Annotated in this window: 29 protein-coding genes and 1 tRNA gene; 19 read left to right on the top strand and 11 right to left on the bottom strand. The window is 64.3% G+C overall.

Annotated elements, in window-relative coordinates; all coding sequences use genetic code 11:
* Window positions 1-40: 40 nt before the first annotated feature.
* The 8 genes from uppS (at window position 41) to rpmE (ending at window position 8,149) form a co-directional block, all read left to right on the top strand.
* Entirely contained in the window at window positions 41-709 is a 669-nt protein-coding gene (uppS, locus tag H7X45_RS07440) for a polyprenyl diphosphate synthase (RefSeq protein ID WP_187336857.1), read from the top strand.
* Window positions 706-1,503 carry a phosphatidate cytidylyltransferase gene (locus tag H7X45_RS07435; RefSeq protein WP_187336856.1) on the top strand — a complete coding sequence of 266 codons (798 nt, stop codon included), beginning with the start codon at window positions 706-708 and terminating at the stop codon, window positions 1,501-1,503. The genes uppS and H7X45_RS07435 overlap by 4 nt, the downstream gene beginning before the upstream one ends.
* Window positions 1,500-2,669, top strand: a complete 1,170-nt coding sequence (locus H7X45_RS07430; protein ID WP_246449797.1) for a 1-deoxy-D-xylulose-5-phosphate reductoisomerase — start codon at window positions 1,500-1,502, stop codon at window positions 2,667-2,669. The genes H7X45_RS07435 and H7X45_RS07430 overlap by 4 nt, the downstream gene beginning before the upstream one ends.
* On the top strand, window positions 2,662-3,771 hold the full coding sequence (gene rseP / locus H7X45_RS07425) for an RIP metalloprotease RseP (RefSeq protein WP_187337042.1): 1,110 nt from the start codon (window positions 2,662-2,664) through the stop codon (window positions 3,769-3,771). The genes H7X45_RS07430 and rseP overlap by 8 nt, the downstream gene beginning before the upstream one ends.
* Before the next feature lie 70 nt (window positions 3,772-3,841).
* Window positions 3,842-6,679, top strand: coding sequence for an outer membrane protein assembly factor BamA (gene bamA / locus H7X45_RS07420; protein WP_187336854.1), 2,838 nt, complete (start codon window positions 3,842-3,844; stop codon window positions 6,677-6,679).
* Window positions 6,679-7,338, top strand: coding sequence for an OmpH family outer membrane protein (locus H7X45_RS07415; protein ID WP_187336853.1), 660 nt, complete (start codon window positions 6,679-6,681; stop codon window positions 7,336-7,338). The genes bamA and H7X45_RS07415 overlap by 1 nt, the downstream gene beginning before the upstream one ends.
* Before the next feature lie 11 nt (window positions 7,339-7,349).
* On the top strand, window positions 7,350-7,811 hold the full coding sequence (gene fabZ, locus H7X45_RS07410) for a 3-hydroxyacyl-ACP dehydratase FabZ (protein WP_187336852.1): 462 nt from the start codon (window positions 7,350-7,352) through the stop codon (window positions 7,809-7,811).
* Window positions 7,812-7,921: 110 nt separating this feature from the next.
* Window positions 7,922-8,149, top strand: coding sequence for a 50S ribosomal protein L31 (gene rpmE, locus H7X45_RS07405; RefSeq protein WP_187336851.1), 228 nt, complete (start codon window positions 7,922-7,924; stop codon window positions 8,147-8,149).
* Window positions 8,150-8,232: 83 nt separating this feature from the next.
* Here the strand turns inward: rpmE and H7X45_RS07400 are convergent, their stop codons facing one another.
* The 4 genes from H7X45_RS07400 to H7X45_RS07385 are packed head-to-tail and all read right to left on the bottom strand — an operon-like array spanning window position 8,233 to window position 11,748.
* Entirely contained in the window at window positions 8,233-9,162 is a 930-nt protein-coding gene (locus H7X45_RS07400; RefSeq protein WP_187336850.1) for a 5-oxoprolinase subunit C family protein, read from the bottom strand.
* Window positions 9,162-9,812 (bottom strand): 5-oxoprolinase subunit B family protein, encoded by a 651-nt coding sequence (locus H7X45_RS07395; RefSeq protein ID WP_187336849.1) that lies wholly within the window; start codon window positions 9,810-9,812, stop codon window positions 9,162-9,164. Before H7X45_RS07395 ends, H7X45_RS07400 begins: the two co-directional genes overlap by 1 nt.
* Window positions 9,809-10,570 carry a 5-oxoprolinase subunit PxpA gene (gene pxpA / locus H7X45_RS07390; RefSeq protein WP_214645530.1) on the bottom strand — a complete coding sequence of 254 codons (762 nt, stop codon included), beginning with the start codon at window positions 10,568-10,570 and terminating at the stop codon, window positions 9,809-9,811. The genes H7X45_RS07395 and pxpA overlap by 4 nt, the downstream gene beginning before the upstream one ends.
* Window positions 10,567-11,748: an NRAMP family divalent metal transporter gene (locus tag H7X45_RS07385; RefSeq protein WP_187336847.1), complete on the bottom strand. Its 1,182-nt coding sequence runs from the start codon at window positions 11,746-11,748 to the stop codon at window positions 10,567-10,569. Before H7X45_RS07385 ends, pxpA begins: the two co-directional genes overlap by 4 nt.
* Before the next feature lie 137 nt (window positions 11,749-11,885).
* Between H7X45_RS07385 and H7X45_RS07380 the strand changes: the two genes are divergently transcribed.
* The 10 genes from H7X45_RS07380 (at window position 11,886) to H7X45_RS07335 (ending at window position 20,184) form a co-directional block, all read left to right on the top strand.
* Window positions 11,886-11,962: transfer RNA gene (locus tag H7X45_RS07380), tRNA-His, on the top strand.
* A gap of 132 nt (window positions 11,963-12,094) precedes the next feature.
* Window positions 12,095-13,144, top strand: coding sequence for a Glu/Leu/Phe/Val family dehydrogenase (locus H7X45_RS07375; RefSeq protein ID WP_187336846.1), 1,050 nt, complete (start codon window positions 12,095-12,097; stop codon window positions 13,142-13,144).
* A gap of 129 nt (window positions 13,145-13,273) precedes the next feature.
* Entirely contained in the window at window positions 13,274-13,990 is a 717-nt protein-coding gene (gene ccmC / locus H7X45_RS07370) for a heme ABC transporter permease CcmC (protein WP_187336845.1), read from the top strand.
* Entirely contained in the window at window positions 13,987-14,115 is a 129-nt protein-coding gene (gene ccmD / locus H7X45_RS07365; protein WP_187336844.1) for a heme exporter protein CcmD, read from the top strand. The genes ccmC and ccmD overlap by 4 nt, the downstream gene beginning before the upstream one ends.
* Window positions 14,112-14,561 carry a cytochrome c maturation protein CcmE gene (ccmE, locus tag H7X45_RS07360; protein ID WP_187336843.1) on the top strand — a complete coding sequence of 150 codons (450 nt, stop codon included), beginning with the start codon at window positions 14,112-14,114 and terminating at the stop codon, window positions 14,559-14,561. Before ccmD ends, ccmE begins: the two co-directional genes overlap by 4 nt.
* 13 nt (window positions 14,562-14,574) lie before the next feature.
* Complete coding sequence (locus H7X45_RS07355; RefSeq protein WP_187336842.1) at window positions 14,575-16,509, top strand: heme lyase CcmF/NrfE family subunit; 1,935 nt, start codon at window positions 14,575-14,577, stop codon at window positions 16,507-16,509.
* Window positions 16,506-17,036 (top strand): DsbE family thiol:disulfide interchange protein, encoded by a 531-nt coding sequence (locus tag H7X45_RS07350; RefSeq protein ID WP_187336841.1) that lies wholly within the window; start codon window positions 16,506-16,508, stop codon window positions 17,034-17,036. The genes H7X45_RS07355 and H7X45_RS07350 overlap by 4 nt, the downstream gene beginning before the upstream one ends.
* Window positions 17,033-17,440 (top strand): cytochrome c-type biogenesis protein, encoded by a 408-nt coding sequence (locus H7X45_RS07345; protein WP_187336840.1) that lies wholly within the window; start codon window positions 17,033-17,035, stop codon window positions 17,438-17,440. Before H7X45_RS07350 ends, H7X45_RS07345 begins: the two co-directional genes overlap by 4 nt.
* A complete protein-coding gene (locus tag H7X45_RS07340) occupies window positions 17,437-18,129 on the top strand; it encodes a tetratricopeptide repeat protein (protein WP_187336839.1) in 693 nt (230 codons plus the stop codon). Before H7X45_RS07345 ends, H7X45_RS07340 begins: the two co-directional genes overlap by 4 nt.
* A 156-nt stretch (window positions 18,130-18,285) precedes the next feature.
* Window positions 18,286-20,184 carry a potassium transporter Kup gene (locus H7X45_RS07335; protein ID WP_187337040.1) on the top strand — a complete coding sequence of 633 codons (1,899 nt, stop codon included), beginning with the start codon at window positions 18,286-18,288 and terminating at the stop codon, window positions 20,182-20,184.
* 32 nt (window positions 20,185-20,216) lie between these two features.
* Here the strand turns inward: H7X45_RS07335 and H7X45_RS07330 are convergent, their stop codons facing one another.
* From H7X45_RS07330 to H7X45_RS07315, 4 genes are all read right to left on the bottom strand, one after another.
* The gene (locus H7X45_RS07330) at window positions 20,217-20,729 is read right to left on the bottom strand and encodes a GNAT family N-acetyltransferase (protein ID WP_187336838.1); all 513 of its coding nucleotides are present in this window, start codon (window positions 20,727-20,729) and stop codon (window positions 20,217-20,219) included.
* A gap of 20 nt (window positions 20,730-20,749) precedes the next feature.
* Window positions 20,750-21,439 (bottom strand): glutathione S-transferase family protein, encoded by a 690-nt coding sequence (locus tag H7X45_RS07325; RefSeq protein WP_246449795.1) that lies wholly within the window; start codon window positions 21,437-21,439, stop codon window positions 20,750-20,752.
* Entirely contained in the window at window positions 21,421-21,852 is a 432-nt protein-coding gene (locus H7X45_RS07320) for a hypothetical protein (protein ID WP_187336837.1), read from the bottom strand. The genes H7X45_RS07325 and H7X45_RS07320 overlap by 19 nt, the downstream gene beginning before the upstream one ends.
* A 64-nt stretch (window positions 21,853-21,916) precedes the next feature.
* Window positions 21,917-22,891 (bottom strand): NAD(P)H-dependent flavin oxidoreductase, encoded by a 975-nt coding sequence (locus H7X45_RS07315; protein WP_187336836.1) that lies wholly within the window; start codon window positions 22,889-22,891, stop codon window positions 21,917-21,919.
* 145 nt (window positions 22,892-23,036) lie between these two features.
* Between H7X45_RS07315 and H7X45_RS07310 the strand changes: the two genes are divergently transcribed.
* Window positions 23,037-23,438: a BLUF domain-containing protein gene (locus H7X45_RS07310; RefSeq protein ID WP_187336835.1), complete on the top strand. Its 402-nt coding sequence runs from the start codon at window positions 23,037-23,039 to the stop codon at window positions 23,436-23,438.
* Between the two features lie 31 nt (window positions 23,439-23,469).
* On the opposite strand, the gene H7X45_RS07305 is transcribed toward H7X45_RS07310, so the two are convergent.
* From H7X45_RS07305 to lepB, 3 genes are read right to left on the bottom strand one after another with little or no spacing between them, the layout of a single operon-like run.
* Entirely contained in the window at window positions 23,470-24,489 is a 1,020-nt protein-coding gene (locus H7X45_RS07305) for a glycosyltransferase (protein ID WP_187336834.1), read from the bottom strand.
* Window positions 24,490-24,526: 37 nt separating this feature from the next.
* Window positions 24,527-25,681, bottom strand: coding sequence for an AI-2E family transporter (locus H7X45_RS07300; protein ID WP_187336833.1), 1,155 nt, complete (start codon window positions 25,679-25,681; stop codon window positions 24,527-24,529).
* Window positions 25,678-26,616, bottom strand: a complete 939-nt coding sequence (gene lepB / locus H7X45_RS07295; protein ID WP_425498185.1) for a signal peptidase I — start codon at window positions 26,614-26,616, stop codon at window positions 25,678-25,680. Before lepB ends, H7X45_RS07300 begins: the two co-directional genes overlap by 4 nt.
* Window positions 26,617-26,626: the final 10 nt, after the last annotated feature.

Here is a 26,626-nt window from a genome sequence, read left to right as displayed (position 1 = left end):
GGGCGGCGGAGACGCGGGCCCGAGGCACGTCGCCATCATCATGGACGGCAATGGCCGCTGGGCCAAGAAACGCCATTTGCCGCGGGTGATGGGCCATCGCCGCGGTGTGGAGGCGGTGCGCGAGATTGTCCGCGCGGCGGGCGATCTGGGGCTGGAAGCGCTCACCCTCTACGCCTTTTCCTCGGAAAACTGGAAACGGCCGCCCGACGAGGTCGGCGATCTGATGGGGCTGTTGAAGCGCTTCATCATCGCCGATCTGGAAGAATTCCGCGCCAATGGCGTGCGGCTGAAGGTGATCGGCCGCTACAAGGACTTGGCGCCCGACATCGTGGCGCTGATCGACGATGCCATCGAAAAGACCGCGCACAACACGCGCACCACGCTGGCCGTCGCGCTCAACTATGGCGGGCAGGACGAGCTGGTGCGCGCCGCCAAGGCGATGGCGCAGCGCATCGCGGATGGTTCGCTTTCGCCCGAGAACGCGGACGCCGATGCTTTGGCTGCAGGGCTCGATACCGCGGACATGCCGCCGCTCGACCTCTTGATCCGTACATCGGGGGAGCAGCGGCTTTCCAACTTTCTCCTCTGGCAGTGCGCCTATGCGGAGCTGTGGTTCACCGAAACGCTGTGGCCCGATTTCACGCCGGCGCATCTGGCCGAGGCCATGGCCGATTTCGCCGCCCGCGAACGGCGGTTCGGAGGGCGATGAGCCTGGCCGCCCATATCCGTCCGCGCTTCCAGCGCGAACTGACCCGGCGGATCACCGTCGGCATTGCGCTGATTGCGCTGGCACTGGGCGATATCTGGCTGGGCTGGCTGTATTTCTGGGCGCTGGTGTCGCTCGGCTCCATCCTGATGATGGGCGAATGGTCGGACCTGGTGAAGGAGGGCTATAAGCGCCGTCTTGCGCAGGCCGCCATTACCGTGCCATTGATCCTGCTGGCACCGCAGGCACCGTTTCCGGGGCCGTCGATCATCGTGATCCTTGTCTTCGCCGGCATGGCAGGCGCGCTCGCCATCGGGGCGCAATCGATCCGCCTGGCCCTCGGCATCTTTTACGCGGGCCTGCCAGCCGTGGCGCTGGTGTTCCTGAGAGAGCTCGATTTCGGGCATGAGATCGCGATGTGGGCGCTCTCGCTCGTCTGGGCGACGGACATCGGCGCTTTCTTCGTCGGCAAGTCGCTTGGCGGACCCAAGATATGGCCCGCAATCAGCCCGAAAAAAACCTGGTCCGGCGGCATCGGCGGCGTTCTGGCGGCGATCGGCGCGGGGCTGCTCTTTCACTATTTCGGTCGGCTACCGCTGGAGCTGGCGCTGGCGAGCGGCCTGCTTTCCGTTGTGGCACAGGCCGGTGATTTCTTCGAAAGCTTCCTGAAGCGCCGGGCAGGGGTGAAGGACAGCGGCGATCTGCTGCCCGGCCATGGCGGGGTGATGGACCGGCTCGACGGGCTGGTGCCGGTGGCCCCGCTCGTGGCATTGCTTTGGCTATGGTGGATGATGTGAACAAGCGGACGATCAGCATTTTCGGGGCGACCGGTTCGGTCGGTACCTCGACGCTGGACCTCGTCCGGCGTGACCGCGATGCCTATGACGTGCAGGCGCTGACGGCGCATCGCGATGTCGAGGGGCTCGCGAAGCTGGCGCGCGAGTTCGAGGCGCGCTTCGTCGTGATCGGCGATGAGGATTGCTTCGGCGCGCTGAAGGACGCGCTGAGCGATACCAATATCGGGGTGGCCGCGGGCACTCAGGCGCTGGTCGATGCGGCCGATCTCGATCCGGACTGGACGATGGCCGCGATCGTCGGCTGTGCCGGGCTGGAGCCGGTGATGGCGGCGATCGAAAAGGGCCGCACGGTCGCGCTCGCCAACAAGGAATCGCTGGTGTCGGCAGGCGCGCTGATGATGGCCGCAGTGGAGCGCAGCGGCGCGACGCTGCTGCCGGTCGATTCGGAGCATAATGCGCTGTTCCAGTGCCTCGCGGGCGGGCGCATCGAAGAGGTGCGCCGCCTGATCCTGACCGCCAGCGGCGGGCCGTTCCGCACGAAAAGCCTGGACGAAATGCGCGGCATGACGCCGGCGCAAGCGGTGGCCCATCCCAACTGGTCGATGGGCGCAAAAATCTCGGTCGACAGCGCGACGATGATGAACAAGGGGCTCGAGCTGATCGAAGCCTATCATCTCTTTCCGGTGGGCGAGGAGCGGATCGACATTCTGGTCCACCCGCAATCGGTCGTCCACTCGATGGTCGAGTATAAGGACTGCTCTACGCTGGCGCAGATGGGGCCGACGGACATGAAGGTGCCGATCGCCAGCGCGCTGGCTTGGCCGCGCCGGATCGAAACCGGCTGCGGTCCGCTCGATCTGGCCGCGATCGGGCGGCTCGATTTCGAAGCGCCGGATGAAAAGCGCTTTCCCGCGCTCCGGCTTGCCCGCGCGGCGCTCCGGCGTGGGGGGACGGCGCCCGCAACGCTGAACGCGGCCAACGAGATCGCAGTCGCAGCCTTCCTGGAAGAGCGCATCGGGTTTCTGGATATCGCCGCGCTGGTCGAGCGGGTGCTTGACGAAGCAGACATTGCCGAGCCGCGCGACCTTCAGGACATATTCACGGTGGACCGGGCAGTCAGGGCGCGTGCTTCTGAAATGATTGGAGAGTTTGCGCGTGGTGACTGAAGGCCCCGGCCTGCTGTTGACGCTGTTCGCCTTTGCGGTGGTGATCGGCTCGCTCGTGTTCGTGCACGAATATGGGCATTATTGGGCGGGGCGGCTGTTCGGGGTGAAGGCGGATGCCTTTTCGATCGGCTTCGGCAAGGAACTGACCGGCTGGACGGACAAACGCGGTACCCGCTGGAAGATCGCGATGCTGCCGCTGGGCGGTTATGTTCAGTTCGCCGGCGATATGGGTGCGGCGAGCCAGCCCGATCCGGAGTTCGAGCGTCTACCTGAGGCCGAGCGATCGCAGATGTTCCAGTCCAAGCCCTTATGGCAACGCGCGATCATCGTCGCGGCGGGGCCGGTCACGAATTTCGCCGTGGCGATCGCCATCTTTGCAGGCTTCTTCATCGCCTTCGGCCAGCCGGTAACGCCCAGCGTGGTACCGGAAGTCCCCGCCAACACCGCGGCCGCCGAAATCGGTCTTCAGCCGGGCGATGAGATCCTCGCCATCAACGGCAACCGCACCGAAACCTTTGGCGCGATGGCGCGCGAGGTCTCGATCCATCCTGCCGAGCCGGTGACGATCGCCGTCGAGCGGGCAGGGCGCGAGTTGCAATTGCAGGGTACGCTGGGCGTGCGCATCGAGCAGGACCGGTTCGGCAACCAATACAAGCTGGGCCTTCTGGGTATTCCCTGGCCGCAGCAGGTGATGCGCGATGTGCCGCTGTGGGAGGCCCCGATCGCAGCGACGAAGCAGACCGGCGATGTCGTTCGTCTGATGGTGACCACACTCGGCCAGGTTTTCACCGGGCGCCGTTCGGTCAAGGAGCTGGGCGGGCCGCTGAAGATCGCGCAGGTTTCGGGCGAACAACTGAGCCTTGGTCTTTACGCTTTCATCGGTTTTATCGCGCTGATCTCGATTAACTTGGGGTTCATTAACCTGCTGCCAATTCCGATGCTCGATGGAGGGCACCTCCTGATGTATGCGGTGGAGGCCGTGCGGCGAAAGCCCGTCGGTCCGCAGGCCATGGAATGGGCCTACAGGACGGGTTTTGCCGTCGTCATCGCCTTCATGCTGCTGGTGACCTTCAACGATCTGTCGTCCTTCGGCCTCTTCTAAGGCGAAGCTTTCTTGATCGGACCGCCTGCTTCGTGCAAGGCGGCGCCCGATTGAATAGGAGCCGGCCCCCATGCCGGCGGAATTGGGACCGGCGCGCGCCGCCGGTAAGGGAACGGGATTGATCCAGGTGACAGCACGTCATTGCACGAACGGTCGCACGCGCTTCGCTGCGGCGCTCCTCAGCGGCACCATCCTGGCGGGCATTGCCGCGCCAGCTTCCGCGCAGAGCGAGACCGCCCAGCCGGCCGCGACCGCGCCGGCAACGCAGCAGGCCGTTCAGACGGACGCAACCCGCCCCGGACAGGATGTGATCCGCACCATTTCCGTCGCGGGCACCCAGCGGCTGGAGCCCAATACGGTGCTCACCTATATCAAGCTGCGTCCGGGCCAGGTCTACACGCCGGAAGCGGCCGACCAGGCGCTGCGCGATCTGGCCGAGACCGAGCTGTTCGCGGATTATTCGATCCGCAACGATAACGGCAATGTGCTAATAACCGTGGTCGAGAACCCGGTGATCAACCGCATCCTGATCGAGGGCAATAAGCGCCTCAAGACCGATAAGATCACGCCGGAGATCAAGCTGGCGCCGCGCCAGATCTTCACCCGGTCCAAAGTGCGTGCGGACGTTGCGCGCATCATCGAGCTCTACAAGCGCCAGGGCCGCTTCGCTGCGAGCGTGGAGCCGAAGGCGGTGCAACTCGATCAGAACCGCGTCGATATCGTATTCGAAATCAACGAGGGGCCCAAGTCCAAGGTCCGCGCGATCAACATCATCGGCAATGAGGAGTTCTCGGACAGCGAACTTCGCAGCGAGATGTACACGAAGCAGTCGCGCTTCTTCCGCTTCTTCTCGTCGAACACCAGCTACGATCCGGATCGGCTTGCCGCCGACCAGCAGAAGCTGCGCCAGTTCTATCTGACCGAAGGCTATGCTGATTTCCGCGTCGTTTCCGCGGTTGCCGAGCTGACGCCGGACAAAAAGGACTTCATCATCACTTATGTGGTGGAGGAAGGAGATCGCTACAAATTCGGCGATGTGAAGGTCGAGAGCGAAATCCGCGACTTCGATAGCGAGGCGCTGACGCGCAATCTCGCGATCAAGAAGGGTGACTGGTTCAACGCCAAGCTGGTGGAAGACACGGTCGAGAGCCTGACCGAGACTGCCGGCCTGTTCGGTTATGCGTTTGCCGATGTCCGGCCGCAATATGATCCGAACCGCGAAGATCATGTGATGAACATCACCTTCCAGGTCGCCGACTCGGATCGGACCTATGTGGAAGAGGTGGAGATCAACGGCAATCGCATCACCGAAGACAAGGTGATCCGCCGTGAATTCCGTCTAGCCGAAGGTGATGCGTTCAACAGCTTCCAGGTGCAGCGTTCGGCCAACCGCATCAAGTCGCTCGGCTATTTCCAGGACGATCTGGAGATCAAGCAGCGCCAGGGCAGCGAGCCCGACCGGATCATCCTGTCGACCGACGTGCAGGAACGCTCGACCGGTGAGCTGACGCTGTCGGCGGGCTTCTCCTCGATCGAGAACTTCATTTTCCAGGGCTCGATCCAGCAGCGCAACTTCCGCGGCAAGGGCCAGACGCTGCGCGCCTCGGCCAGCTATTCGCAGTTCAACAAGTCGGTCCAGCTGGGCTTTACCGAGCCTTATCTGTTCGACAAGAACATCGCGATCAGCGGCGATATTTTCCGTAAGGATTACAGCAACTTCTTCTTCGGCGTGAACAACGACCGGCAGACGAACTTCAACCAGATCTCCACCGGTGCGCAGGTTGGCGTCGGCGTGCCGATCAACGAATATCTCTACGGCTCGCTGCGCTACAGCCTCGTCAACGACGATGTGACGGTGAACGATCGTTTCCGGTCCGACATCAATGGCGATGGCGTGCTGGAGTGCGATCCCAGCCTGATCAACCGCTATCTCTGCGATGCCGAGGGTAACCGCATCACCTCGCAGCTCAGCTATTCACTGAACTACGACACGCGCGACAACCGCATCCGTCCGCGACGTGGCCACTATGTCACGCTGACGCAGGACTTCGCCGGTCTGGGCGGTGATGTGAAGTTCATCCGAACCAAGGTTGAAAGCGGCAAATGGTGGAACGTCTATAACGGCTTCATCTTCTCCGTTCGCGCCGAGGGCGGGTACATCCATCCGCTCGAAAATCGTGGGCTCGAGTCGCAAGGGGTCGACGATATCCGTCTGACCGACCGCTTCTTCCTGGGTGAACCCCAGATCCGCGGTTTCGACATTCGCGGCATCGGCCCCCGCGTGCAGCGCGGCCCGGTGCTGTGCATGAACACTGCCGAAGGCGGCGGCGATCCCGTGGCCTGCAATTCGAACAGCAGCGCGGCCGATATCGTGCTCAACGATCAGGGTGAGCCGCTCTTCCCGACCGATCGCAACAGCATTCAGGACAGCGCCATTGGTGGCCGGGCCTATTATCTGGGCCGGTTCGAGCTGGAAGTTCCGCTCGGCTCGAGCGTGCGCGAGCTGGGCCTGCGCCCGTCGGTCTTCGTCGACATCGGCTCGGTCTTCGATATTACGCGGCCGCTGGTGGACAGCTTCCTGCCCGGCGATCCGCGCCTGACCACCACCCAGCGCTTCCCGTCGGGCAATGTCGCCTGCGCGGTTCCGGCGTCGGGTGACAATCCGGCGAGCACGGTGGAAGGCATGGGCGACACCTGCCCGGCCGGTGCCACCGTTCTCACCAGCACCGGCACGCCGTTCCAGGAACGGTTCGTCGGGGACAGCGCCAGCCCGCGCGTTTCGATCGGCGCCGGCGTCAACTGGAACTCGCCCTTCGGCCCGCTTCGCATCGACGTCGCAACGGCGCTGCTGAAGCAGGAGGGCGACGATACCAAGACCTTCACGTTCAACGTAGGAACCCAATTCTGATGAAACATCTGATCAAAGCCGCGTCGCTGGCTCTTGCGGCAACCACGGCCACCGTTTCGCTCGCCGCCCCCGTGGCCGCACAGCAGGTGAAGGGTATCGCCTTTGCCGATCTGGAAGCCGCCGCCCGCCAGTCGAGCGCGTACACGACCGCAGCTCAGCAGCGTCAGACCACTTATGCCGCGCAGATCCAGCAGGCGCAGTCCGCTCGCCAGGCCGCTGCGCAGCGTCTCGAGCCGCTGGCCAATCAGTTCAACACTGCGCGCCAGTCGGCAACGCCCGATCAGACCCAGCTGCAGACGCTCTACGGCCAGATCCAGCAGATCCAGAACGACAGCGAGCAGCAGCTGCAGCAGATTCTGCAGCCGGTCGCTTTGTCCGAAGCTTATGTGAATGAACAGATCAGCGATCAGCTGAAGGCCGCCGTAGACGCCGCCCGCGCCCAGGCGAAGGTGAGCCTCCTGCTCGGCGCCGGTTCGGTAATCGATGGCGATGACGCATATGACCTAACCGATGAGATCACGGCGCAGCTCAACCGCCTGATCCCCGCCGCGCAGATCGTGCCGCCCGCCGGCTGGCTGCCGCGTGCGCAGCGGGAGCGTCTTGCCGCGCAGCAGCAGGCACAGCCCGCCGCCGCCGCGGCACAGCCCGAAAGCCGCTGAAGCGACTGACCATGGCTGACGCGCTGGATTATGACGTTCGAAAGGTGATGGCGGTGCTCCCGCACCGTTATCCCATGCTGCTGGTCGACCGCGTGGTCGAACTGGAAAAAGGCGAAAGCATCAAGGCGGTGAAGGCCGTCACGATGAACGAAAACTTCTTCCAGGGGCATTTCCCCGGCCGTCCGATCATGCCCGGCGTGATGATCGTCGAGGCGCTGGCGCAGGCTGCCGGCGTACTGGCGATGGAAAGCTTCGATTTGGTCGGATCGAACAAGCTCGTCTATTTCATGGCGATCGAGAACGCGAAGTTCCGTGCGCCGGTGGAACCGGGCTGTTTGCTGGAGCTCAACGTCTCCTTCCTGCAGAAGCGCGCGCGCGTGTGCCGGTTCGAAGGCAAGGCCATGATCGGCGATCAGCTTGCCGCCGAAGCCAGCTTCACCGCGATGATCGCGGACCCGCCGTCCGCCAGCTGATCCGCTAAGAGCGTAGCACATCGCTTGCCAATTCCCGCGCGCGCCGTTAAGGCGCGCGCTTTCCTCCCCATGGCCGTTCGGAAACCGGCCTGCAATCGGAGCCTAAGCGCATGAAAAAAGATCTTCACCCCGATTACCACATGATCAAGGTCCAGATGACCGACGGCACCGTGTTCGAGACCCGCTCGACCTGGGGCGCGGAAGGCGACACGCTGCAGCTGGATATCGATCCCACCTCGCACCCGGCATGGACCGGCGGCAACCAGCGCCTGATGGATCAGGGCGGCCAGGTGGCACGCTTCAACAAGCGCTTCGGCGGGCTCAGCCTCAAGAAGTGATCCGGCGCGGGTTCTTCGCGAACCCCCGGTATCTTTTAAAACCGCCATCGCGGAAGCTTCGGCTGCCCGCGGTGGCGGTTTTTCTATAAGTGCAGCGAAGGCGTAAGCGCGCGCCACAGCAACAGCTTGCGCCGCAGGATTTCGGCGGCTCGCTCCGGGTCTGTGCGCAGGAACCGCACGCGGGTTCCGGGCCGCAGTTGGCCGATGCTGTGCCGGTCCGCGCGGATAACCTGCGCAATGCGCGGATAGCCGCCCGTGGTTTGCGCATCGACGCCCAACAAAAAGGGCTTGCCCGAAGGCGGCGCCTGTACGGTGCCCGGAAATACCGCCGCGCTGGTGATACCCGAAGGGGCGGGGCGCAAGGCCGTGTTCTCCAGCTCGCAACCGATACGATTGGCGCGGTTGCCGATCGTGAACGCATCCTCGAACAGCGCGCGCCGCCCCTCGGCATCCAGCCGATCGTATTCGGGCCCGGGCACGGCGTGGAGCCCGATCTCGTCCGTCATCGTCAGCCGGTAGCTGTCCGGCACATGCCGCTCCTCGCCCGCATCGCCGCGGGTAAAGCCTAGCTCCATTCCCGCGCGCAACAGCGGCTTGCCGATAGCCGCGGGCAGATAGGAGGAGGTGCCGCCGAGCAGTTGCGGCGCATCGAACCCGGCCGCAACGGCCAGATAGCTGCGCACGCCGCGCCGCGCGCCGTGGATATGCAGCACCGATCCCGCCTCAAGCCGGTGGCTGCGCTGCGTGTCCACGCCGCGCCCATCGATATCCGCACTGTCCGCCGCGCCGCAGACCGCGACCGTCGCCGGCGCATCGAATCGGACACTTGCGCCCGAAAGCGTGATCTCCAGCGTCGCGGCATCGGGCGCGTTGCCGACGCACCAGTTGGCGAGCGCCTGGCTCACCGGATCGGCGGGGCCCGCGCCGGGAAGGGCGATGTGCCGCCGCCCCGCCATTGGCCGACCCTGCAGGCTGGTCTGCAGGCCGCCATCAAGAATGTGCATCCGCGCCATCAGCGGCTTGCCATTTCGTCAAATTGCGCGCGATCGATCGCTTCAAACCGCACGCTAGTGCCAGCGGAGAGCAGGGCAGGTTGATCCCGCGATGCATCGAACAGCGCCAGCGGCGTGCGTCCGATCAGCGGCCAACCGCCCGGCCCCTCGAAGGGGTAAAGTCCGCACAGTCCGCCAAGCAGGCCTATCGAGCCGGCGGGAACGGATTGGCGCGGCTCGTTTAGGCGGTCGATGCCCGGAATATCGCATTCCGCGCGGCAATAGGCAAAACCGGGCTGGAAGCCGATGATGTCCACCGTCCATTCCTGCGCGGCATGCCAACGGGGTAGATCGTCCAACGCGATGCCAAGCCGGTCCGCCACCATGCCCGCATCGGGTGCGAACTGCGCATCGTAACATACTGCAATCACCTGCTCGCGGGCCGCAGCGGCGGCATGCGCATCGGACCGATCGAGCTGCCGGGAGAACAGCGCGCGCGCCGTAGCGGGATCGGTGCGTTCCGGATCGAACCGGACGCTCAGGCTGTCCAGCCCGGGCACGACCTCCTCCCAGTCATCGGCGCGCAGCAGATGTTCGGTGGCGGCGTGACGGCGGCTGCGATCCGGGATTGGCGCGCTCAGCCAATCGTCGGCGGTGAAAATGCTGCTCATCGACCGGCCGCCGGTTCGATCGTCAGGCCTGCCTCCTCCAGCGCCGCGCGGATCGCGGCGGCGCTTTCCAGCGCGGCGTCGCTATCGCTGTGAAGGCAGAGCGTGTCGGCCCGGATGCGCAGCGACGTACCGCCCTCCACCTCGATGGCCTCGCCCGTGGCGAGGGCGCGGGCTTGGGCGGCGCGGGCAGCGGGATCGGCGATCACCGCGCCGTCCCGGCCGCGTGGAACGAGCCGCGCGGCATCGGTATAGCGCCGGTCCACAAAAGCCTCGGCAATGAACGGAAGACCTGCGGAGTGCGCCGCCGCCTCAGCTTGCGAACCGGCAAGGCCCACCAGCGGCGTGCCGGGCGAAGCGGCGGCGCAAGTTTCGGCCACCAGTTTCGCCAGCGCCGCATCGTCCGCCATATCGTTGTAGAGCGCGCCGTGCGGTTTAATGTGGTGGATCGGCACCTCCGCTTGATCCGCCACGGCGGCAAAGGCGGCGATCTGCGCGCGCAGACTGTCCGTCAGCGAATCGGCAGAGATGTCGAGCGATCGGCGCCCGAAATGCTCGCAGTCCGGATAGCTCGGATGCGCGCCCGCTGCGACGCCGCGTTCCTTGGCCGCTGCCAGCATCGCCGCCATGCTCTGCGCATCGCCGGCATGGCCCCCGCAGGCGATGTTGCAGCTGGTTACGATGTTCAGGATCGCGATGTCGCGTGCGGCCGATTCGGGCATTTCGCCAAGGTCTGCATTGAGATCGATCTGTGCTGTCATGGCCATAACCCTAGCGCGCGGAGGACGAGACGGGTTCCGAGAAGCAGGCAAATCAGCCACACCAGCCCCGCACCCCACAGAAGAGGCGCGCCCGTGCTGCGCGAACGGTGGATCAACCAGACGAGGATACCGGCGACGATCGGCAGCAGCAGCCCGTTGGCCACCTGCGCGACCAGGATGATGGCCACCAGATCCGTTCCGGTCGCCGCGACGAGGGTGCCGATCAGGACGATCAGCGTTGCCGTAATGCGAAAGACGAGGCGCTTCGGATCTCCGCCGGGCCACAGTTCGGACAGAATGTAGCCCGTCGCCATCGGTGCGGTGACCGAAGAGGTCAGCCCCGCGCCGAACAGCCCTGCGCCGATGGCATAGCGGGCGAGGGGGCCGTAGACCGGCTCCACCTGCCGCGCGATATCGGCGGCATTGCCGATGCCGCCGCCCACGCCGCTCGCCGCCGCCGTTATCAGGATCGCGATCGAGACGAGCGCGCCGATGCCGATCGAAACGATCGTCTCCAGCCGCATTTCGGCAGGGTCTTCGTCCGCGCTCCAACGCTCGCGCGAGGCCGCGGCGTGTAGGAACAGATTGTAGGGCACGATGGTGGTGCCGATCAGCGCGATGGCGGTGAACAGGCCGCCTTCAGGAATGCGCGGCACGAGGCCGGCCAGAAGCGCGCCCGGATCGGGCCGCACCGCGATGCAGGCGATGAGGAAGGCAAGGCTCATCAGCATCACGAGTGCCACCAGCAGGCGCATCAACCATTTCACCTGTCCGAAAGCGAGCAGGCCTGCTGCCACCGCGCCGATGCACAGCGCCGGCCATGGCGCGGGTGCGTCCAAACCGAGCGCGCCGAGGCCCAGCGCCGCACCCCCGATATTACCGCTTTCATAGGCGGCATTGCCGAGGCCCAAGGCGACGACGATGAGGAGGCCGAGCGCCAGCTTGGCGGGCGCGGAACCGGCGCTGTCCACCATGGCGCGTGCCAAGCCCTGTCCGCGCAGCACGGCGACCCGCGCGGCGGCATATTGCAGCGTGATCGTCGCGATGCCCGCAAACACCAACGCCCAAAGCAGCGTCATGCCGAAATCGACACCCGCCACGGAACAGGCGGTAACGGTGCCGGGGCCGATGAACGCGGCGGCCACCAGCATGCCGGGCCCCGGTTTATAGCGCGCCATCGGTTCCCCTCCTCATTGCCTGCCCCTCGTTCGAACCCGCTTCGGGGTAGCCCGATGCACCCATGCTCGGCAACGGCCTTGCGCTCGGGCTCGCACGGCCTTACAGAGCGCCCTTCTCGGCAGCATGACTGCCCGTGGCGATCGTAGCTCAGATGGTTAGAGCGCCGGTTTGTGGTACCGGAGGTCGGGGGTTCGAGACCCCTCGATCGCCCCATTTTTCTCCTGTTCGTTGATTTCGATGATGACATCCGTTCGCAGCGGATGGCGACAAAGCGGTGACAAAGCTCGTCGGTATGATTATTGCGCGTTCGAGACCGTTAATTTCGATCACGACAGGACACCTCCGATGCAATCGCTCTGGTCACATAAGGATTACGACGCGCACGAGACCGTGCATTATGCCAATGACATCGGCTCCGGCCTGTCGGCTATCATCGCGGTGCATTCCACCCATCTCGGGCCCGGCACCGGCGGCACGCGCTTCTGGCATTATGCGGACAAGGCTGACGCGCTGACCGATGTGCTGCGCCTCTCGCGCGGTATGAGCTACAAGAACGCCATGGCGGGACTTCCGCTCGGCGGCGGTAAGGGTGTGATTCTGGCCGGCGAAGCGCGCGAGAAGACCAAGGACATGCTGGCCGCCTATGGCCGGGCCATCGATTCGCTGGGCGGTCGCTACGTCACGGCGGAAGACGTCGGCATCAACGACAGCGACATGGTCGAGATCGCCAAGCAGACCAAATATGTCTCCGGCCTGCCGCAGGAAGATGCGAGCGAGGCGGGCGGCGATCCCGGCCCGTTCACCGCGCGCGGCGTCTATCTGGGAGTGTGCGCAGCGGTGCGCCATAAGCTGGGCCGCGAATCGATGGACGGCGTACATGTCGCCATCCAGGGCGTCGGCAGCGTGGGCGGCGGGCTTGCCCGTCTGCTCGCCAAGGACGGCGCGAAGCTGACCATTGCGGATATGGACAAGGACCGCGCCGCCGCGCTCGCTGCTGAAACCGGCGCCGAGCAAGTGGGTCTGTCAGACATTATGCGCGTGGAGGCGGACGTGTTCAGCCCCAATGCGCTTGGCGCGATCCTTGACGAGGTTTCGATTGCGAACCTCAACGTGCCGATCGTAGCGGGCGGCGCGAACAATCAGATCGCCCGGCCCGACGATGCGCAGCGCCTGATGGACCGCGGCATCCTCTATGCGCCCGATTACGTGATCAACGCCGGCGGCGTCATCAATATCGGCCTGGAATATCTGGGCGAGGCGTCGGTCGACGAAGTCAATGCGCGGATCGACAAGATCCCCGAGCGTCTGGAAGCGATCTGGCAGCGCAGCGAGTCCGAGGGCGTTCCCTCTGCCAATGTCGCGGACCGCATGGCACGGGAATTGATCGGACGCTGAACTCATGCCCCGCGCCTCTGCTCCGGCGGCGGCGCGGGACCATGACGGCGGCTTTGTTGGATTCGTCTTTGATTCCGGCCCATCCGTCTTTCCTTGGCGCGCAAAACCGCCTAGTTTCGGCGCAAGCTCATGCATCGTTTCGCCAATCCCGCCAGATTTCTGAAAATCGCCCGTCCGATGACCGCGGTCCTGTTCTGGAGCGGGCTGGCATTGACCGTCGGTGCCTGCATCTGGGGGCTGGTCGTCGCACCTGCGGACAGACTGATGGGCGAGACGGTGCGTATCCTCTACATCCATGTGCCGACCGCATGGCTTGGCATGGGCGGCTGGGTGGCCATTGCCATCGCCAGCGTGGTCCAGCTGGTCTGGCGGCATCCGCTGGCCGGCATCGCCGCGCGCGCGGCAGCTCTGCCCGGCGCGGTGTTCGCGGGGTTGTGCCTGCTCTCCGGTTCGATCTGGGGCCGTCCGACCTGGGGCACATGGTGGGTATGGGACGGGCGGCTGACCTCGATGCTCGTGCTGTTTTTCCTCTATATCGGCTATATCGCGCTCGTCAGCGCGACCAGCGAGCGCGGCCAGACCAGCCGCATTGCCGCGATTTTCGGCATCATCGGCGCGGTCAACATTCCCGTTATCAACCGATCGGTGGTGTGGTGGCAGACACTGCATCAGCCGCCCAGCATCACCTTGTCCGGCTCAACGATCGACAGCTCCTTCCTGTGGCCGCTACTCGCCAGCGTGCTCGGCTTTTCGCTCCTTTTCGGCGCGATCGTGCTGATGCGCATGCGTGCCGCGCTTGCCGATATCCGCGTCGAGGCGCGGTTGCAGAGGCTCGCGGCGGCATGACTCAGTGGACCTATGTCATCCTCGCTTATGGCGCAGTGCTGGTCGGAATGGCCGGACTGGTGGTCGCCAGCTATGGTGCGATGCGCAGGGCGGAGCGCAGCGCGGAGGCTTTGAAGCGCAAATGAAGGCGAAGCATCAGCGCCTGACGCTCGTCGTCCTCGCCGTGGTCGCGCTGATCGGCGCGGGGCTGCTTGCCATGCTCGGCCTCAAGGACCAGGCCGCCTATTTCTATCAGCCCGCCGCGCTGGTGAAGGCGGACGTGCCGCCGGGCCAGGCGATCCGCCTGGGCGGGCTCGTCATGCCCGGCACGATCAAACATGCCGCAGACGGCGTCACCACCGATTTCCGCGTGGGCGACGGAGAGGCGACGGTGCCCGTCACCTATCGCGGCATCGTGCCGGATCTGTTCACCGAAGGATCGGGCGTGGTTGCTACCGGCCGCATGGATGGTAGGGGCACATTCGTGGCGGACAATCTGCTTGCCAAACATGACGAGAATTACGTCCCGCGTGAGCTTGGAAATATCGACAAGGCGGCGGTGATCAGCGAGAGTCAGACGCTGGTCAAATGATGGTCTTTACCTCATGATCGCCGAGGCCGGCCTTGCCGCCCTGTGGCTCGCCGCGGCGATGGCGCTGCTGCAGACCTTTGCGGGTTTTGGCGGTCTTGGGGATCGGCTGGCCCAGCTCACTGCATCGCTGCGCGGGTTCGCGGTGGCGCAGGGTCTGCTCAGCCTGACCGCCTTCGCGATGCTCCTATGGCTTTTCGCGCGCACGGATCTGTCGGTCGGACTGGTCGCGCTCAACAGCCATATCGACAAGCCGATGCTCTATAAAATTGCCGGTGCGTGGGGCAATCATGAAGGCTCGATGCTGCTCTGGGTCACGGTGCTGTCGCTCACCGGTGGATTGATCGCGCTTCTGGAGCGCAAGCTCGATGCGCGCAGCTTCGCTGCCACGCTGGGCGCGCAAGGCGTCATCGCCTTGGGTTTCTACGCCTTCCTGCTGTTCTCCTCGAACCCGTTTGCGCGGCTCAGCCCGCCTGCGCCGACGGGGCAGGGGCTCAATCCGCTGCTGCAGGACCCCGGCCTCGCCTTCCACCCGCCTACGCTCTACATCGGCTATGTCGGCCTGTCGGTGGCCTTTTCCTTTGCCGTGGGCGCGATGCTGACCGGCAAGGCGGGGCCCGCATTTGCCCGCGCGATGCGGCCCTGGGTGCTGATCAGCTGGATATTCCTCACCCTCGGCATCACCGCAGGCAGCTACTGGGCCTATTATGAGCTTGGCTGGGGCGGCTGGTGGTTCTGGGACCCGGTCGAGAACGCTTCGCTGATGCCCTGGCTCGCGGCGACGGCGCTCTTGCATTCGGTTTCCGTCCTCGCCGCGCGCGATGCGCTGCGCGCCTGGACGATCATGCTCGCTCTCACCGCCTTTGCCATGTCGATGATCGGCACGTTTCTGGTCCGCTCGGGCATCCTGACGAGCGTGCATGCTTTCGCCGTGGACCCGGAGCGCGGCACCTTCATCCTCGTCCTCCTCGCGCTTTACATCGGCGGCGCGCTGGTCCTGTTCGGCACGCGCATCGGCAGCGTAAGACAGGGAGCGCCCTTCCATCTGTTCAGCCGGGAAGGCGGGCTGGTTGCCAACAATATCCTTCTTTCCGCGATCCTGGCGATCGTCCTGATCGGCACGCTCTATCCGCTGATTGCAGAGGGTCTGTTCGGTGAGCAGCTCTCGGTCGGCCCGCCTTATTTCGACAAGACGACGGTGCCGGTCGCGCTGGTCTTGATGCTGTTCTTGGCCGCCGGGCCGTTGCTGCGCTGGCGGCGCGACGGATCGGGCAGCTTGCCGAGAAAGCTGGTGCTGCCCGCAGGGGCGAGCGTCGTCGCGCTGATCCTGCTGCTGGTGCTGGCGCCCGGAACGGGGATCCTGCCGCTGCTCGGGCTGGTCTTTGCCGCCGGACTCGCGGTGGCGAGCATCGTGCCGCTATGGGGCCGCAAGCTTTTGCGCACGCCGCTGCCGATCTGGGGCATGGTGCTGGCGCATCTGGGGGTCGCCGTCGCGGTTGTCGGCATGGCGTCTGAAAGCGGGTTCACGCAGGAACGTCTTGCTGCCGTGCGCTACGGCGAGGAGCTGGAAGTTGGCGGCTGGAAAGTGCAGCTGCTCGGCCTCGATCCGGTGGCGGGGCCGAACTGGACCGCGATCGAGGCGCGCGTGCTCGCCAAGAAGGGCGACGGGCGCTGGATTCTCCATCCGCAGTCGCGCAGCTATTCCTCACCCGTGATGCAGACCAATGAGGCGGCGCTTTTGAGCCGCTGGAACGGGCAGCTGTACGCCACGCTGGGCGCGCAGGATGAACAAGGGCGCTGGCAGCTCCGCCTCTGGTGGAAACCGTTCGTCTCGCTCATCTGGCTGGGCGGCGTGCTGATCGCGCTTGGCGGCGCCTTGGCGCTCATTGGCCGTGTCTGGCGCGGTTTCCGCGCCCGCTTCCCGAAGACGCAGCAGGAGGGTTTCGCATGAGCCGCCGCTGGGTCCTGTGGTTCCCGCTCGTCCTGTTCGGGTTGATCGTCATGCTGGTTCTGTGGGGTATGAACCGGGATCGCGATGACTTCGTGCGATCCCGCCTGATCGGACAGCCGGTGCCTGAATTCAGCCTGCCGCCCGCCGTGGAAGGCAAGCCGGGCCTTGCCAGCAACGATCTGGATGATGGCAAGCCGCAGCTCGTCAATTTCTTCGGCAGCTGGTGCATTCCCTGCCGCGCGGAGGCACCTCAGCTGGCCGCGCTGGCGGCGGCGGGCGTGCCGATCACCGGGATTGCCCTGCGCGACGATCCGGAGAATGTGCGCAAGTTCCTCGATCAATATGGCGATCCTTTCACGCGGATCGGCGCGGATCGCGACGGGCGCTTGCAGGTGGTCTTCGGCGCCAGCGGTGTGCCGGAAACCTATCTCGTCGCGCCCGACGGCACGATCCTCCTGCAGCATATCGGCGATATCCGAGCGGAGGATGTGCCCGAACTCCTCCGGGCTTGGAAGGACGCGTCATGATGCGGCTTTTCGCCCTGTTGGCGCTCGCCTTCTGCGTTGCCGCGCCGCTGGCCGCACAGAATGACGGCGGCGTCGACGCGCCGTTCGCCAATGAACAATTGTCCGATCCCGCGCAGGAAGCTGCCGCGCGCGATCTGATGTACGAAATCCGCTGCGTGCAGTGCCAGAGCCAGTCGATCGCGGACAGCGATGCGCCGATTGCCGGCGCCATGCGCAGCGAGGTACGCAGCCGCATCGCCGCGGGGCAGTCCGCCGACGATGTGCGCGGCTATCTCATCCAGCGCTATGGCGATTACATCACCTATGATCCGCCCGTCAGCCCGCTTACCTGGCCGCTCTGGTTCGCGCCGATCCTGATTATCGGCTTCGGCATCTGGCTTGCCTGGGGACGGTTCAAGCGATGATCGGCTGGGCCATCATGATTGCGCTGGCGCTGATGGTGTTTGCGGGCCTCTGGCTCGTCGGCGGCATGACGCGCCCGGTGTTCCAGCTGGTCGCCGCGGCCATCCTGCTCGCTTTTGCCGGCTATCAATGGCAGGGGCGGCCTGGCCTTCCCGGCGCGCCCGGACAGCCCGAAGAGGCGCGCGAAGAGGTGACGGCCTCGCTCATCGACGTGCGCAGCCTCATGGATCGCAATTTCACGCCGGCCAAACGCTATATTCTGCCGTCGGACGGCTATGCCCGGCGCGGGGATTATGAGGGGGCGGTGCAAATCCTGCGTGGCGGCCTCAAGACCGATCCGCGCAATGCGGACCTGTGGACGGCCGTGGGCCTCGATCTCATGATGGCATCGGACGGTAAACTGCCACCAGCAGCCAAGCTCGCTTTCGAGCGCGCCCGTGCACTCGATCCGCGCCATCCCGGCCCTGTCTATTTCACCGGGCTCGCCGCCCTGCGCGACGGCAATCCGGAGGATGCGCTGATCCTCTGGTCCAGCCTGCTCAACGGCGACTACCGCGCCGGCGAATGGCGCGAAAAGGTGCGGCCGCAGGCCGAGGCGCTGGCACAGATGCTATCGGGCGCCATGGCGGCCCAACAGGCCACACAGCAAGCGCCGTCACAGAGCGGGACAGCCGCGGACAGCCCCCGTTAGCGCGCAATTGCACAGACCATCGCGGCGTGCTAATTGCCGCGCTTCTCCGCCCTTGGCGGCGCAACGCAATGGCAAGCGATAAAGCGAGCCGATCCATGGTCCTCGGGGCAATTTCGTACATGACTGGCTGGACACTTCGTGCCTGACGATTCGCAGATGGTGAGCGCCCATGCGCGCCGAGACGCCCCCAGTGCCAAGGCGAAGCTCGCGTTCAGCGCTGTGGGCATCGTGTTCGGCGATATCGGCACCAGCCCGATCTACGCCTTCCGCGAAACCTTTGTCGGGCCGCACCCGCTCGCGATTGACCGCATCCATATCTTCGGAGTCGTCAGCCTGATCCTGTGGTCGATGGTGCTGGTGGTGGCGATCAAATATGTCATCATCCTGATGCGCGCCGACAATAAGGGGCAGGGGGGTACGCTCGCCCTGCTCGCGCTGCTGATGCGGCAGGTGAATTCGGCCAAGCGCGGATCACTGATCGTGATCCTGGGCGTCTTCGCGACTGCCCTGTTCTACGGCGACTCGATGATCACACCGGCCATTTCGGTGCTATCGGCGGTGGAGGGCATCACCGTAGTGCAGGCTGGCATGGAGCCGCTCGTAGTGCCCATCGCGGTGGTACTGCTGATCATGTTGTTCATGATCCAAAAGAGCGGCACCAGCAAAGTGGGCGCGCTCTTCGCGCCGGTGATGATCGTCTATTTCGTGACGCTGGCGGTGCTTGGGATCATCCAGATCGTCCAGAATCCGGTGATCCTCTATGCGATCAACCCCTATTACGCGTTGCAGTTCTTCCTGGTCGACAAGTGGATCGCGTTTCTGGCGCTGGGGTCGGTCGTCCTCGCGGTGACCGGGTCGGAGGCGCTCTATGCGGATATGGGGCATTTCGGCAAAGGGCCGCTGCGGCTCAGCTGGTTCGGCTTCGTAATGCCCGCGCTGCTCATCAACTATTTCGGCCAGGGCGCGATGATCGACGCGCTGGACGGCGCAGCGGCGCAGCAGGCGATGGAGAACCCGTTCTTCCTGCTGGCGCCCGATATGCTGCGGCTGCCGATGGTGATCCTTGCCACCATGGCCACCTTCATTGCCAGCCAGGCGGTGATCTCCGGTGCGTTCTCCGTCACCCATCAGGCAATCCAGCTCGGCTTCGTGCCGCGCCTTTCGACGCAGCACACCAGCGTCTCCGAACAAGGCCAGATCTACATCCCGATCATCAACTGGGTGCTGATGATCGCGGTGCTGCTACTGGTCGTTACCTTCCGCAACAGCTCCAACCTTGCCTCAGCTTACGGTATCGCGGTGACGGGGGCGATGCTGATCGACACCTGTCTGCTCGCCGTGCTTCTGGTCAGCGTATGGCGCTGGAAGCTGTGGTGGGTGGTGCCTTTGGTCGGCATCTTCTTCATCGTTGACGGCGCCTATTTTGCCGCGAACACCACCAAGATTCCCGATGGCGGCTGGTTCCCGCTGCTGGTCGGTGCCTTCGCCTTCACGCTGCTCACGACCTGGTCCAAGGGCCGCAAGCTGATGCGCGAGCGGATGATGGAGGTTGCGCTGCCGATCGAGATCTTCACCAAATCCGCGAAAAGCAGCGCGACGCGCGTGCCCGGCACCGCCATCTTCATGGCGTCGAGCACCCGCGGCGTGCCATCGGCGCTGCTCCACAACATCAAGCACAACAAGGTGCTGCATGAGCGCGTGGTCATCCTGACCGTGGAAATCCAGGACGTGCCCTTCGTGGATGAAAGCGAGCGGTACAATATGACCGATCTGGGCGACGGCTTCTATCGCATGATCCTGCATTATGGCTTCATGCAGGAAACCAATGTGCCGCTGGCGCTGCTCAACATCGACCATTGCGGCGGCGAGTTCGACATGATGCAGACGAGCTTCTTCCTGTCGCGCCAGACGCTACTGCCGTCCGAAAAGCCGGCAATGGCGGTATGGCGCGAGAAGCTGTTCGCCTGGATGCTCCGCAATGCGGCGACGGCGATGGAGTTCTTCCGTCTGCCCACCAACCGCGTGGTGGAACTGGGCAGCCAGGTTCGAATTTAGGGGAGGCCCCCCCCGCACGTTCGGGGGAAGCGTTAGAGCCGCAGTTCCAGCAGGAACTCGTCGTCACGATGATTGCCGACCCAGAAGTCGATATCGGCGATCTTCTTGAAACCGAAGCGCGCGTAGAAGGCCTGCGCGCGCACATTTTCCGCCCAGACCGAGAGCTGCACCGCGTCCGCGCCGCGCAGCCGCGCTTCGGCCAGCGCCCAGGCGGTAAGCGATGCTCCGATGCCCTGTCCGGTGCGATTCGGTGCGGTATAAAGCTGGCTCAGTGCAATCGGCTGCGCGGCGTCGCTATGTTCGCGAAATCCACTGTCGAGCGCGATCTTGCAGAAGCCCGCCAGACCGCCGCCATCTTCCGCCAGGCGATGAAGCAGCCGCGGATCGGCAATCTCGCTCGCCACCGCGTCGTCATTATAAACCGTCTCCAGAAAGGTCTGGAGGTCGGCGGGGTCGTAGAGATGCTCGAACGCAGCGCGGAAGCTGTCGCGGCCCAGAGCGGCCAGAGCGGCGGCGTCTTCGGGTCGGGCGTCGCGCAGGATCATGGTGAAAGGACGCGCCCCGCTCAGGCGAGCATCGAGCGCGCGCCCTTCACGAATTTGTCCGTGCCTTCCTTGCTCGAAACATCGGCACGTGGCGGCACCTGCATCGCCCGCTCCACCGCGGGGCGGGCGCGGATGCGATCATGCCAGGCTTTCAGCTTGGGATAGTCTTCCAAAGACAATTCGGGCCACTTATAGGCCGCTACCCAAGGGAAGCAGGCCATGTCGGCGATGCCGTAATCGGCACCGATATAACCGTCTTCGCCGAGATGTTTTTCGAGGACGCCGAATAGCCGGTAGCTCTCCCGCTCATAACGCTCGATCGCGGCGGGCAGCTTTTCCGGGAAGTAGCGTTTGAAGACGTTAAGCTGGCCCATCATAGGCCCAAGCCCGCCCATCTGCCACATCAGCCACTGCGTCTGGACCGAGCGTTCCTTGGGATCGGCCGGCCAGAATTTGCCAGTCTTTTCGGCGAGATAGAGGAGGATGGCGCCGGACTCGAACACTGCGAAATCGCCCGCGTCCCGATCGACGATGGCCGGGATGCGGCCATTGGGATTGATGGCCAGAAATTCCGGCGTCTTCTGATCATTGTCGGACAGCGACAGGAAATGCGGGCGATATTCGATGCCCGCTTCCTCCAGATAGATGGCGATCTTGTACCCGTTGGGCGTGGCGGCGGTGTAGAAATCGATCATTGAGGAACCTGCCATTCGCGTTGATTGGGCACCATCCGCGTCACGACCGGGGCATCGAACCCCTGTGCACCGATGGTGATTTGCTGTGGGCCGGTCTTGCCGCTGGCGGCAAGGCAGGCGGCGATTTCGAAGATCTCGTCGCGCGCATCATTGCTAAGCGCGTCCCAGCTTTCCTTGTCGACGATGGGATTGACGCCGCCCGAGATCCAGACGCCCAGATCCTGATAATATTTCTGGCGTGCGGTGCAGCCTTCCAACCGCTTCTGCTGGAAGTTCAGCTCTTCTTTCGCGGCCTGCGTCGGCACCGGGCCGAGCGCGGTCATGTCGCTGTTGTCCTTGGCGTCCTCGGCTTTCATCGCCGGCGAATCGCCGCAACTGCTCAAGGTCATTGCCAGCAGCGCGGCCGCCAGCATGCTCTTCCTGATCACGTGATTTTCCTCTCGCCGCATCACCGTTGCCCCATCGTCACAATGTGCCGGAGGCAGCAAAGTTTCATGCGCGATAGGCGGTGTCGAGCGCACCCTTGGCCGCGCGATATTCGCTCTCGATGCGATCCACCAGCTCGGCCACGCTGCCACGTGAGCGCACCGCGCCGATGCCTTGGCCCGATCCCCAGATGTCCTTCCACGCCTTGGCCTTGCTGTTGCCGCCCGAACCGAAGTTCATTTTGCTAGGATCGCTCTCGGGCAGATTGTCGGGATCGAGGCCCGATGCTTCGATCGACTGGCGCAGATAATTGCCGTGTACGCCCGTGAAGAGGTTGGAATAGACAATGTCGGAGGCGTTGGCCTCCACGATATTGTCCTTGTACCCCTCGGCCGCATTGGCCTCGTCCGTGGCGATGAAGGCGCTGCCGATATAGGCGAAGTCCGCGCCCATTGCCTGCGCGGCGAGCACCGAGCGGCCGTGCGCGATCGATCCGGAGAGCGCCACCGGCCCGTCGAACCATTCGCGAATTTCCTGCATGAGGGCGAAAGGCGAAAGCGTGCCAGCGTGGCCTCCAGCGCCCGCTGCCACGGGAATAAGGCCGTCCGCGCCCTTTTCGATCGCCTTATGCGCGAATTTGTCGTTGATCACATCGTGCATCACGATGCCGCCCCAATCGTGGATCGCCGCGTTCACTTCCTCGCGCGCGCCGAGCGAGCTGATCGTCAGCGGCACCTTCCACTTGGCGCAGGTGACGAGGTCTTCTTCCAGCCGGTTGTTGGTCTTGTGCACGATCTGGTTGACCGCATAGGGCGCGGCCGGTCGATCGGGATTGTCGCGGTTGTGCGTGGCCAGTTCTTCAGTGATCTGGTGCAGCCATTCGTCCAGCTGCGCCTGCGGACGGGCATTCAGCGCCGGAAAGCTCCCCACGATCCCCGCCTTGCACTGCGCGATGACCATTTCCGGGCATGAAACGATGAACAGCGGCGATCCGATGACCGGCAGGCGCAGATGGTCGAACAGCGGGGAGGGAAGGGACATGGGCTCTCCTAAAACCGATTGCGGATTGAAACTGACTTAAAGCGCAAGCCGAGTCATGTGTCAAAGAAGAGAAGTGGCGCATCGGTAAGGGGGTGTAAACCATCTTGAAATATCGCGGATGCCGGCTTCTCGAAGGAACAGACCTATGGTCTATCGCGTCATCTACATCAGCAGCACCCGCCGGGTGCAATCCAATGCGGAGATTGATGTGATCCTGCGTAAATCGCAGGAGAACAATCATCGCGACGGCCTGACCGGTCTGCTAATTTACGACGGAAAGCGTTTCTTTCAGTATCTGGAGGGCGAAGAGGCACAAGTCCGCCGCACCCTCGCGCGCATCCGCGCGGACGAACGCCATTACGCGCTGGTGGTGTTAAGCGAGAAGGAAACCGACCGCCGCCAGTTCGGCCAATGGTCCATGGCGGGCCATTATATGTCGCCCCGCGAAAATCTCGAGCAATGCGTGGAGCGTCTGACGACCGGTTGCGATCCGCATGTCGCTGCAGAACTGCGCGGTTTCGCAACCGTAAGAACGCGCGCGGCCTGAGCAGCTCGGCAGATCAGTCTCACTGCGTTGATTACGGCGTCAATCTCTTAAATAGGTCGATATAAAGCGGCGCGGCTCGCTGCGCGGTGAATTGCATGGCCCGCTCCAGCATGGCTGTGCGATCCGGCTTGGCATAGCGAAGCCATTCGAGGGCGCGGGCAAGGGCGGTTGCGTCCTGCACCGGCGTGAGCGTCCCGAAACCGGCAATCAGGTCCGCAATACCTGGCGCGCTGTTCGTCGTTGCGATCGGCAAGCCAGCGGCAAGCGCTTCGACCAGTACCGCCGGCAATCCTTCATAATTCGAGGCAAGGGCGAAAGCGTTGGCTTGCGCAAAAGCAGGGGCCGGGTCGGGATGATGGCCGAAGAAGCGAACATCGCCCTGATGCCGCGCGGCCTGCGCCTCGAGTCGCTCGCGCAAAGGACCATCGCCGACGATCGTCAGCCGATCATCGAACCGTGCAATGCGGCAAAAAGCTTCGATCAGCAAACTGACATTCTTTTGCGGGGCGAGGCGGCCCACAGTCAGCAGACGTAGAGAGGCGTTCGGTGTGTCGGCGAAGCCGCCACCGGCATTGTGCAGCCTCTTAAGATGCGCCGCATCCGCCGCAGGATTGGCGACGGTGGCGATCTTACCGGGGACGATCCCGATATCTGCCAGCAGCGCCGCGCTCGCACCATCTGGCGCGACGAAGCAATCGGTCCAAGCGCCTTGGGCTTTCAGCCAAAGCTGGCTCGCGCGCGTTGCAAGGGGATGGCCGGGGTGCAGCGGCGCGTTGGATAACTTCATGGCAAAGGGCAGCTTGCCGATCGCCCCGCGCCGCCGCGCCAGTGCAACGGGGAGCGCATAGGTTTGGCCGCCTGCGAACAGAATATCGGGGACGAAGTCCTTTGCGTCCTGACGCAGCTGCGTCGCCAGTTTTAGCGGACTTGCGCTCTGCTCCACTGGGCAGCGCACGTCATGGCCGAGATCGCGCCATGCCGCGACCAGACGTTCGAGCGCGCGCTCCGAGCCGCCACGATGGCGGCCATAATGGCCGGTGAGGATCCGCATAGAGTAAAAGGGTCGGTAAACCGGCGGGGTGCCGTGCTCAAGTAGCGGGCAGGGAGCCTGTGCTATCGGCGGCAAGCTCCGCCTTGACCGCTTCGCGTTGTTTTCGCTTGCGGATCGCTGCTCTGCGCTCGGCCGCGCGCTGCTTGGCACGGCTGGAACGGCGCTCTAGGAAAACCTTCAGCATCGCGACGATCGGATCGGCCAGCGCGAGCCCCAATAGGCCGAACAGCGTGCCGAACAGGATCTGCGCGCCGAGCACCAGCGCAGGGGCAAGATCGACAGCCCGTTTGGCCACCATCGGCACGATCACATAGCCGTCGATCCCTTGCACGATCAGATAGACGACAAGCGCATAGAGGCCTGTTTCGGTGCTGGTGGAAAATCCCACGAGAATGATCAGCGCTCCAGATATGATGGCCCCGATATTGGGCAGAAACGCCAGCAGGCCGGTCAAGATGCCGAGCAGCGCCGCCATCGGCACTCCGCCCGCAAACAGTAGCACCCAGGTGCCGATGCCCTCCACCGCCATGCCGATCAGGCGGCCGGCCATCAGTCGGCGCAGCGTCCAACCGATTTTCTCCATCGTGCCGTAGAAATGCTCGCGCTCGGCCATCGGCAGCATCCAGGCGAGGCCATGTTCGTAAAGACGCGGTTCGGCGGCAAAGAAGATCGCGAGTACCAGCATCATGGAGAGGCCGGCCACCGCGCCCACGAAACTCGTAACAGCGGCGGTGACGGGGCCGAGCGAGCTGAACGCCTGATCGGCGAAGCCCATCAGATCCTGCGGCTTGAACGCGAAGCCCAGAGAGCGAGCATAGTCGCCCGCCGCTTCCATCTGCACGAGCATCACCTCCTGCAGCGAACTGGCCTGCGCGCTCAGCTCCGATCCCATGCGGAACACCGTCCAGAGAATGAAGGCGGTGGCGGCCAGCACGACGATGGCGAGGCGTATGCCGCGCGGGGCAGGCATCACGCGTCCCAGAAGGCGTGTTCCTCCGTCGAGCATCGAACCAACGACGATGCCGCCGATAATCAGCAGGATCGGCTGGGCGAGATAGGCTGCAACGCCGATGGCCAGCGCGGTGCCGAGCCAGACGAGCGCGCGCTTGAATTCCGTTCGCAGGACCGGATCGTAGAGCTCGGTAGGGCCGACCGATTCGATATGGTCGTCGGCCTCCTCCGGCTCGTTCACTGCGGCGATCCGGGAAGCTGCCCCTGGCCTTGGGGACCATTGTCTATCGGAACGGGCACATGCGCGGGATGCAGGCTGCGCCAGGCGCGACCCTCACGCAGCGCGCCGAACCATGTGAGCGGGTTCCAGGTCTCGCTGCCGTCGAGCGAGAAGGTGATGAACTCCGCACGCCCCCCGATATTCTCGATCGGCACCGGTCCGCCCAGTCCCTCGGGCAGAGGCACGCGGCTGTCCGCGCTGTTGTCGCGATTGTCGCCCATCAGATAGACATGGCCTTCCGGAATAACGACCGGCGGCACGTTGTCGGTGCTCTGGCGGCGTGCATCGAGGATATTGTAGGTGGCGCCATTCGGCAGAGTCTCGCGCACCGTGTTGACATAACACAGCAATTTGCCGTCCGGGCCGGGCTGACGCGCGCCGGGAAATTCCTGTTCGGTGCAGGGATTGTTTTCATCCACCGGAATGGGATCGCTTGCCACCGATTCCTGCGGCACGGGTTTGCCGTTCAGGATGATCTGCCCCTCGCGCACCTCCAGGATATCGCCCGGCAGGCCGATGACACGCTTGATCCAGTCTTCCTTGCGCGGCCCCGGGGGGTTCAGGATCACGATATCGCCGCGCTCCGGTACGCTGCCGAACAGCCGGCCTTTCATCGGCGGCAGGATACGGAAGCTCGGGGAAACCCAGCTATAGCCATAAGGGAATTTGGAGACGATCAGCCGATCGCCCACCAAGAGCGTGTTCATCATCGAAGAAGACGGGATGTAGAACGGCTTTGCCACGAACGTGTGGAAGGCGAGCACCGCGATCACCAGGATCAGCAGTCCCTTGATCTCGCTCCACCAGTCGATCGGCGCCTTTTCCTTCTTGGCGCCTTTCGACCCGGTCGGCGCGGAGCCGTCGGTCGATTCGATGTCTGTGGCCTTGTCCGACAAGAAATTGCGA

The organism is Novosphingopyxis iocasae, assembly GCF_014334095.1.
In the GTDB taxonomy this organism is placed as follows: Bacteria; Pseudomonadota; Alphaproteobacteria; order Sphingomonadales; family Sphingomonadaceae; genus Novosphingopyxis; species Novosphingopyxis iocasae.
This window is presented reverse-complemented; position numbering and strand designations above follow the sequence as displayed.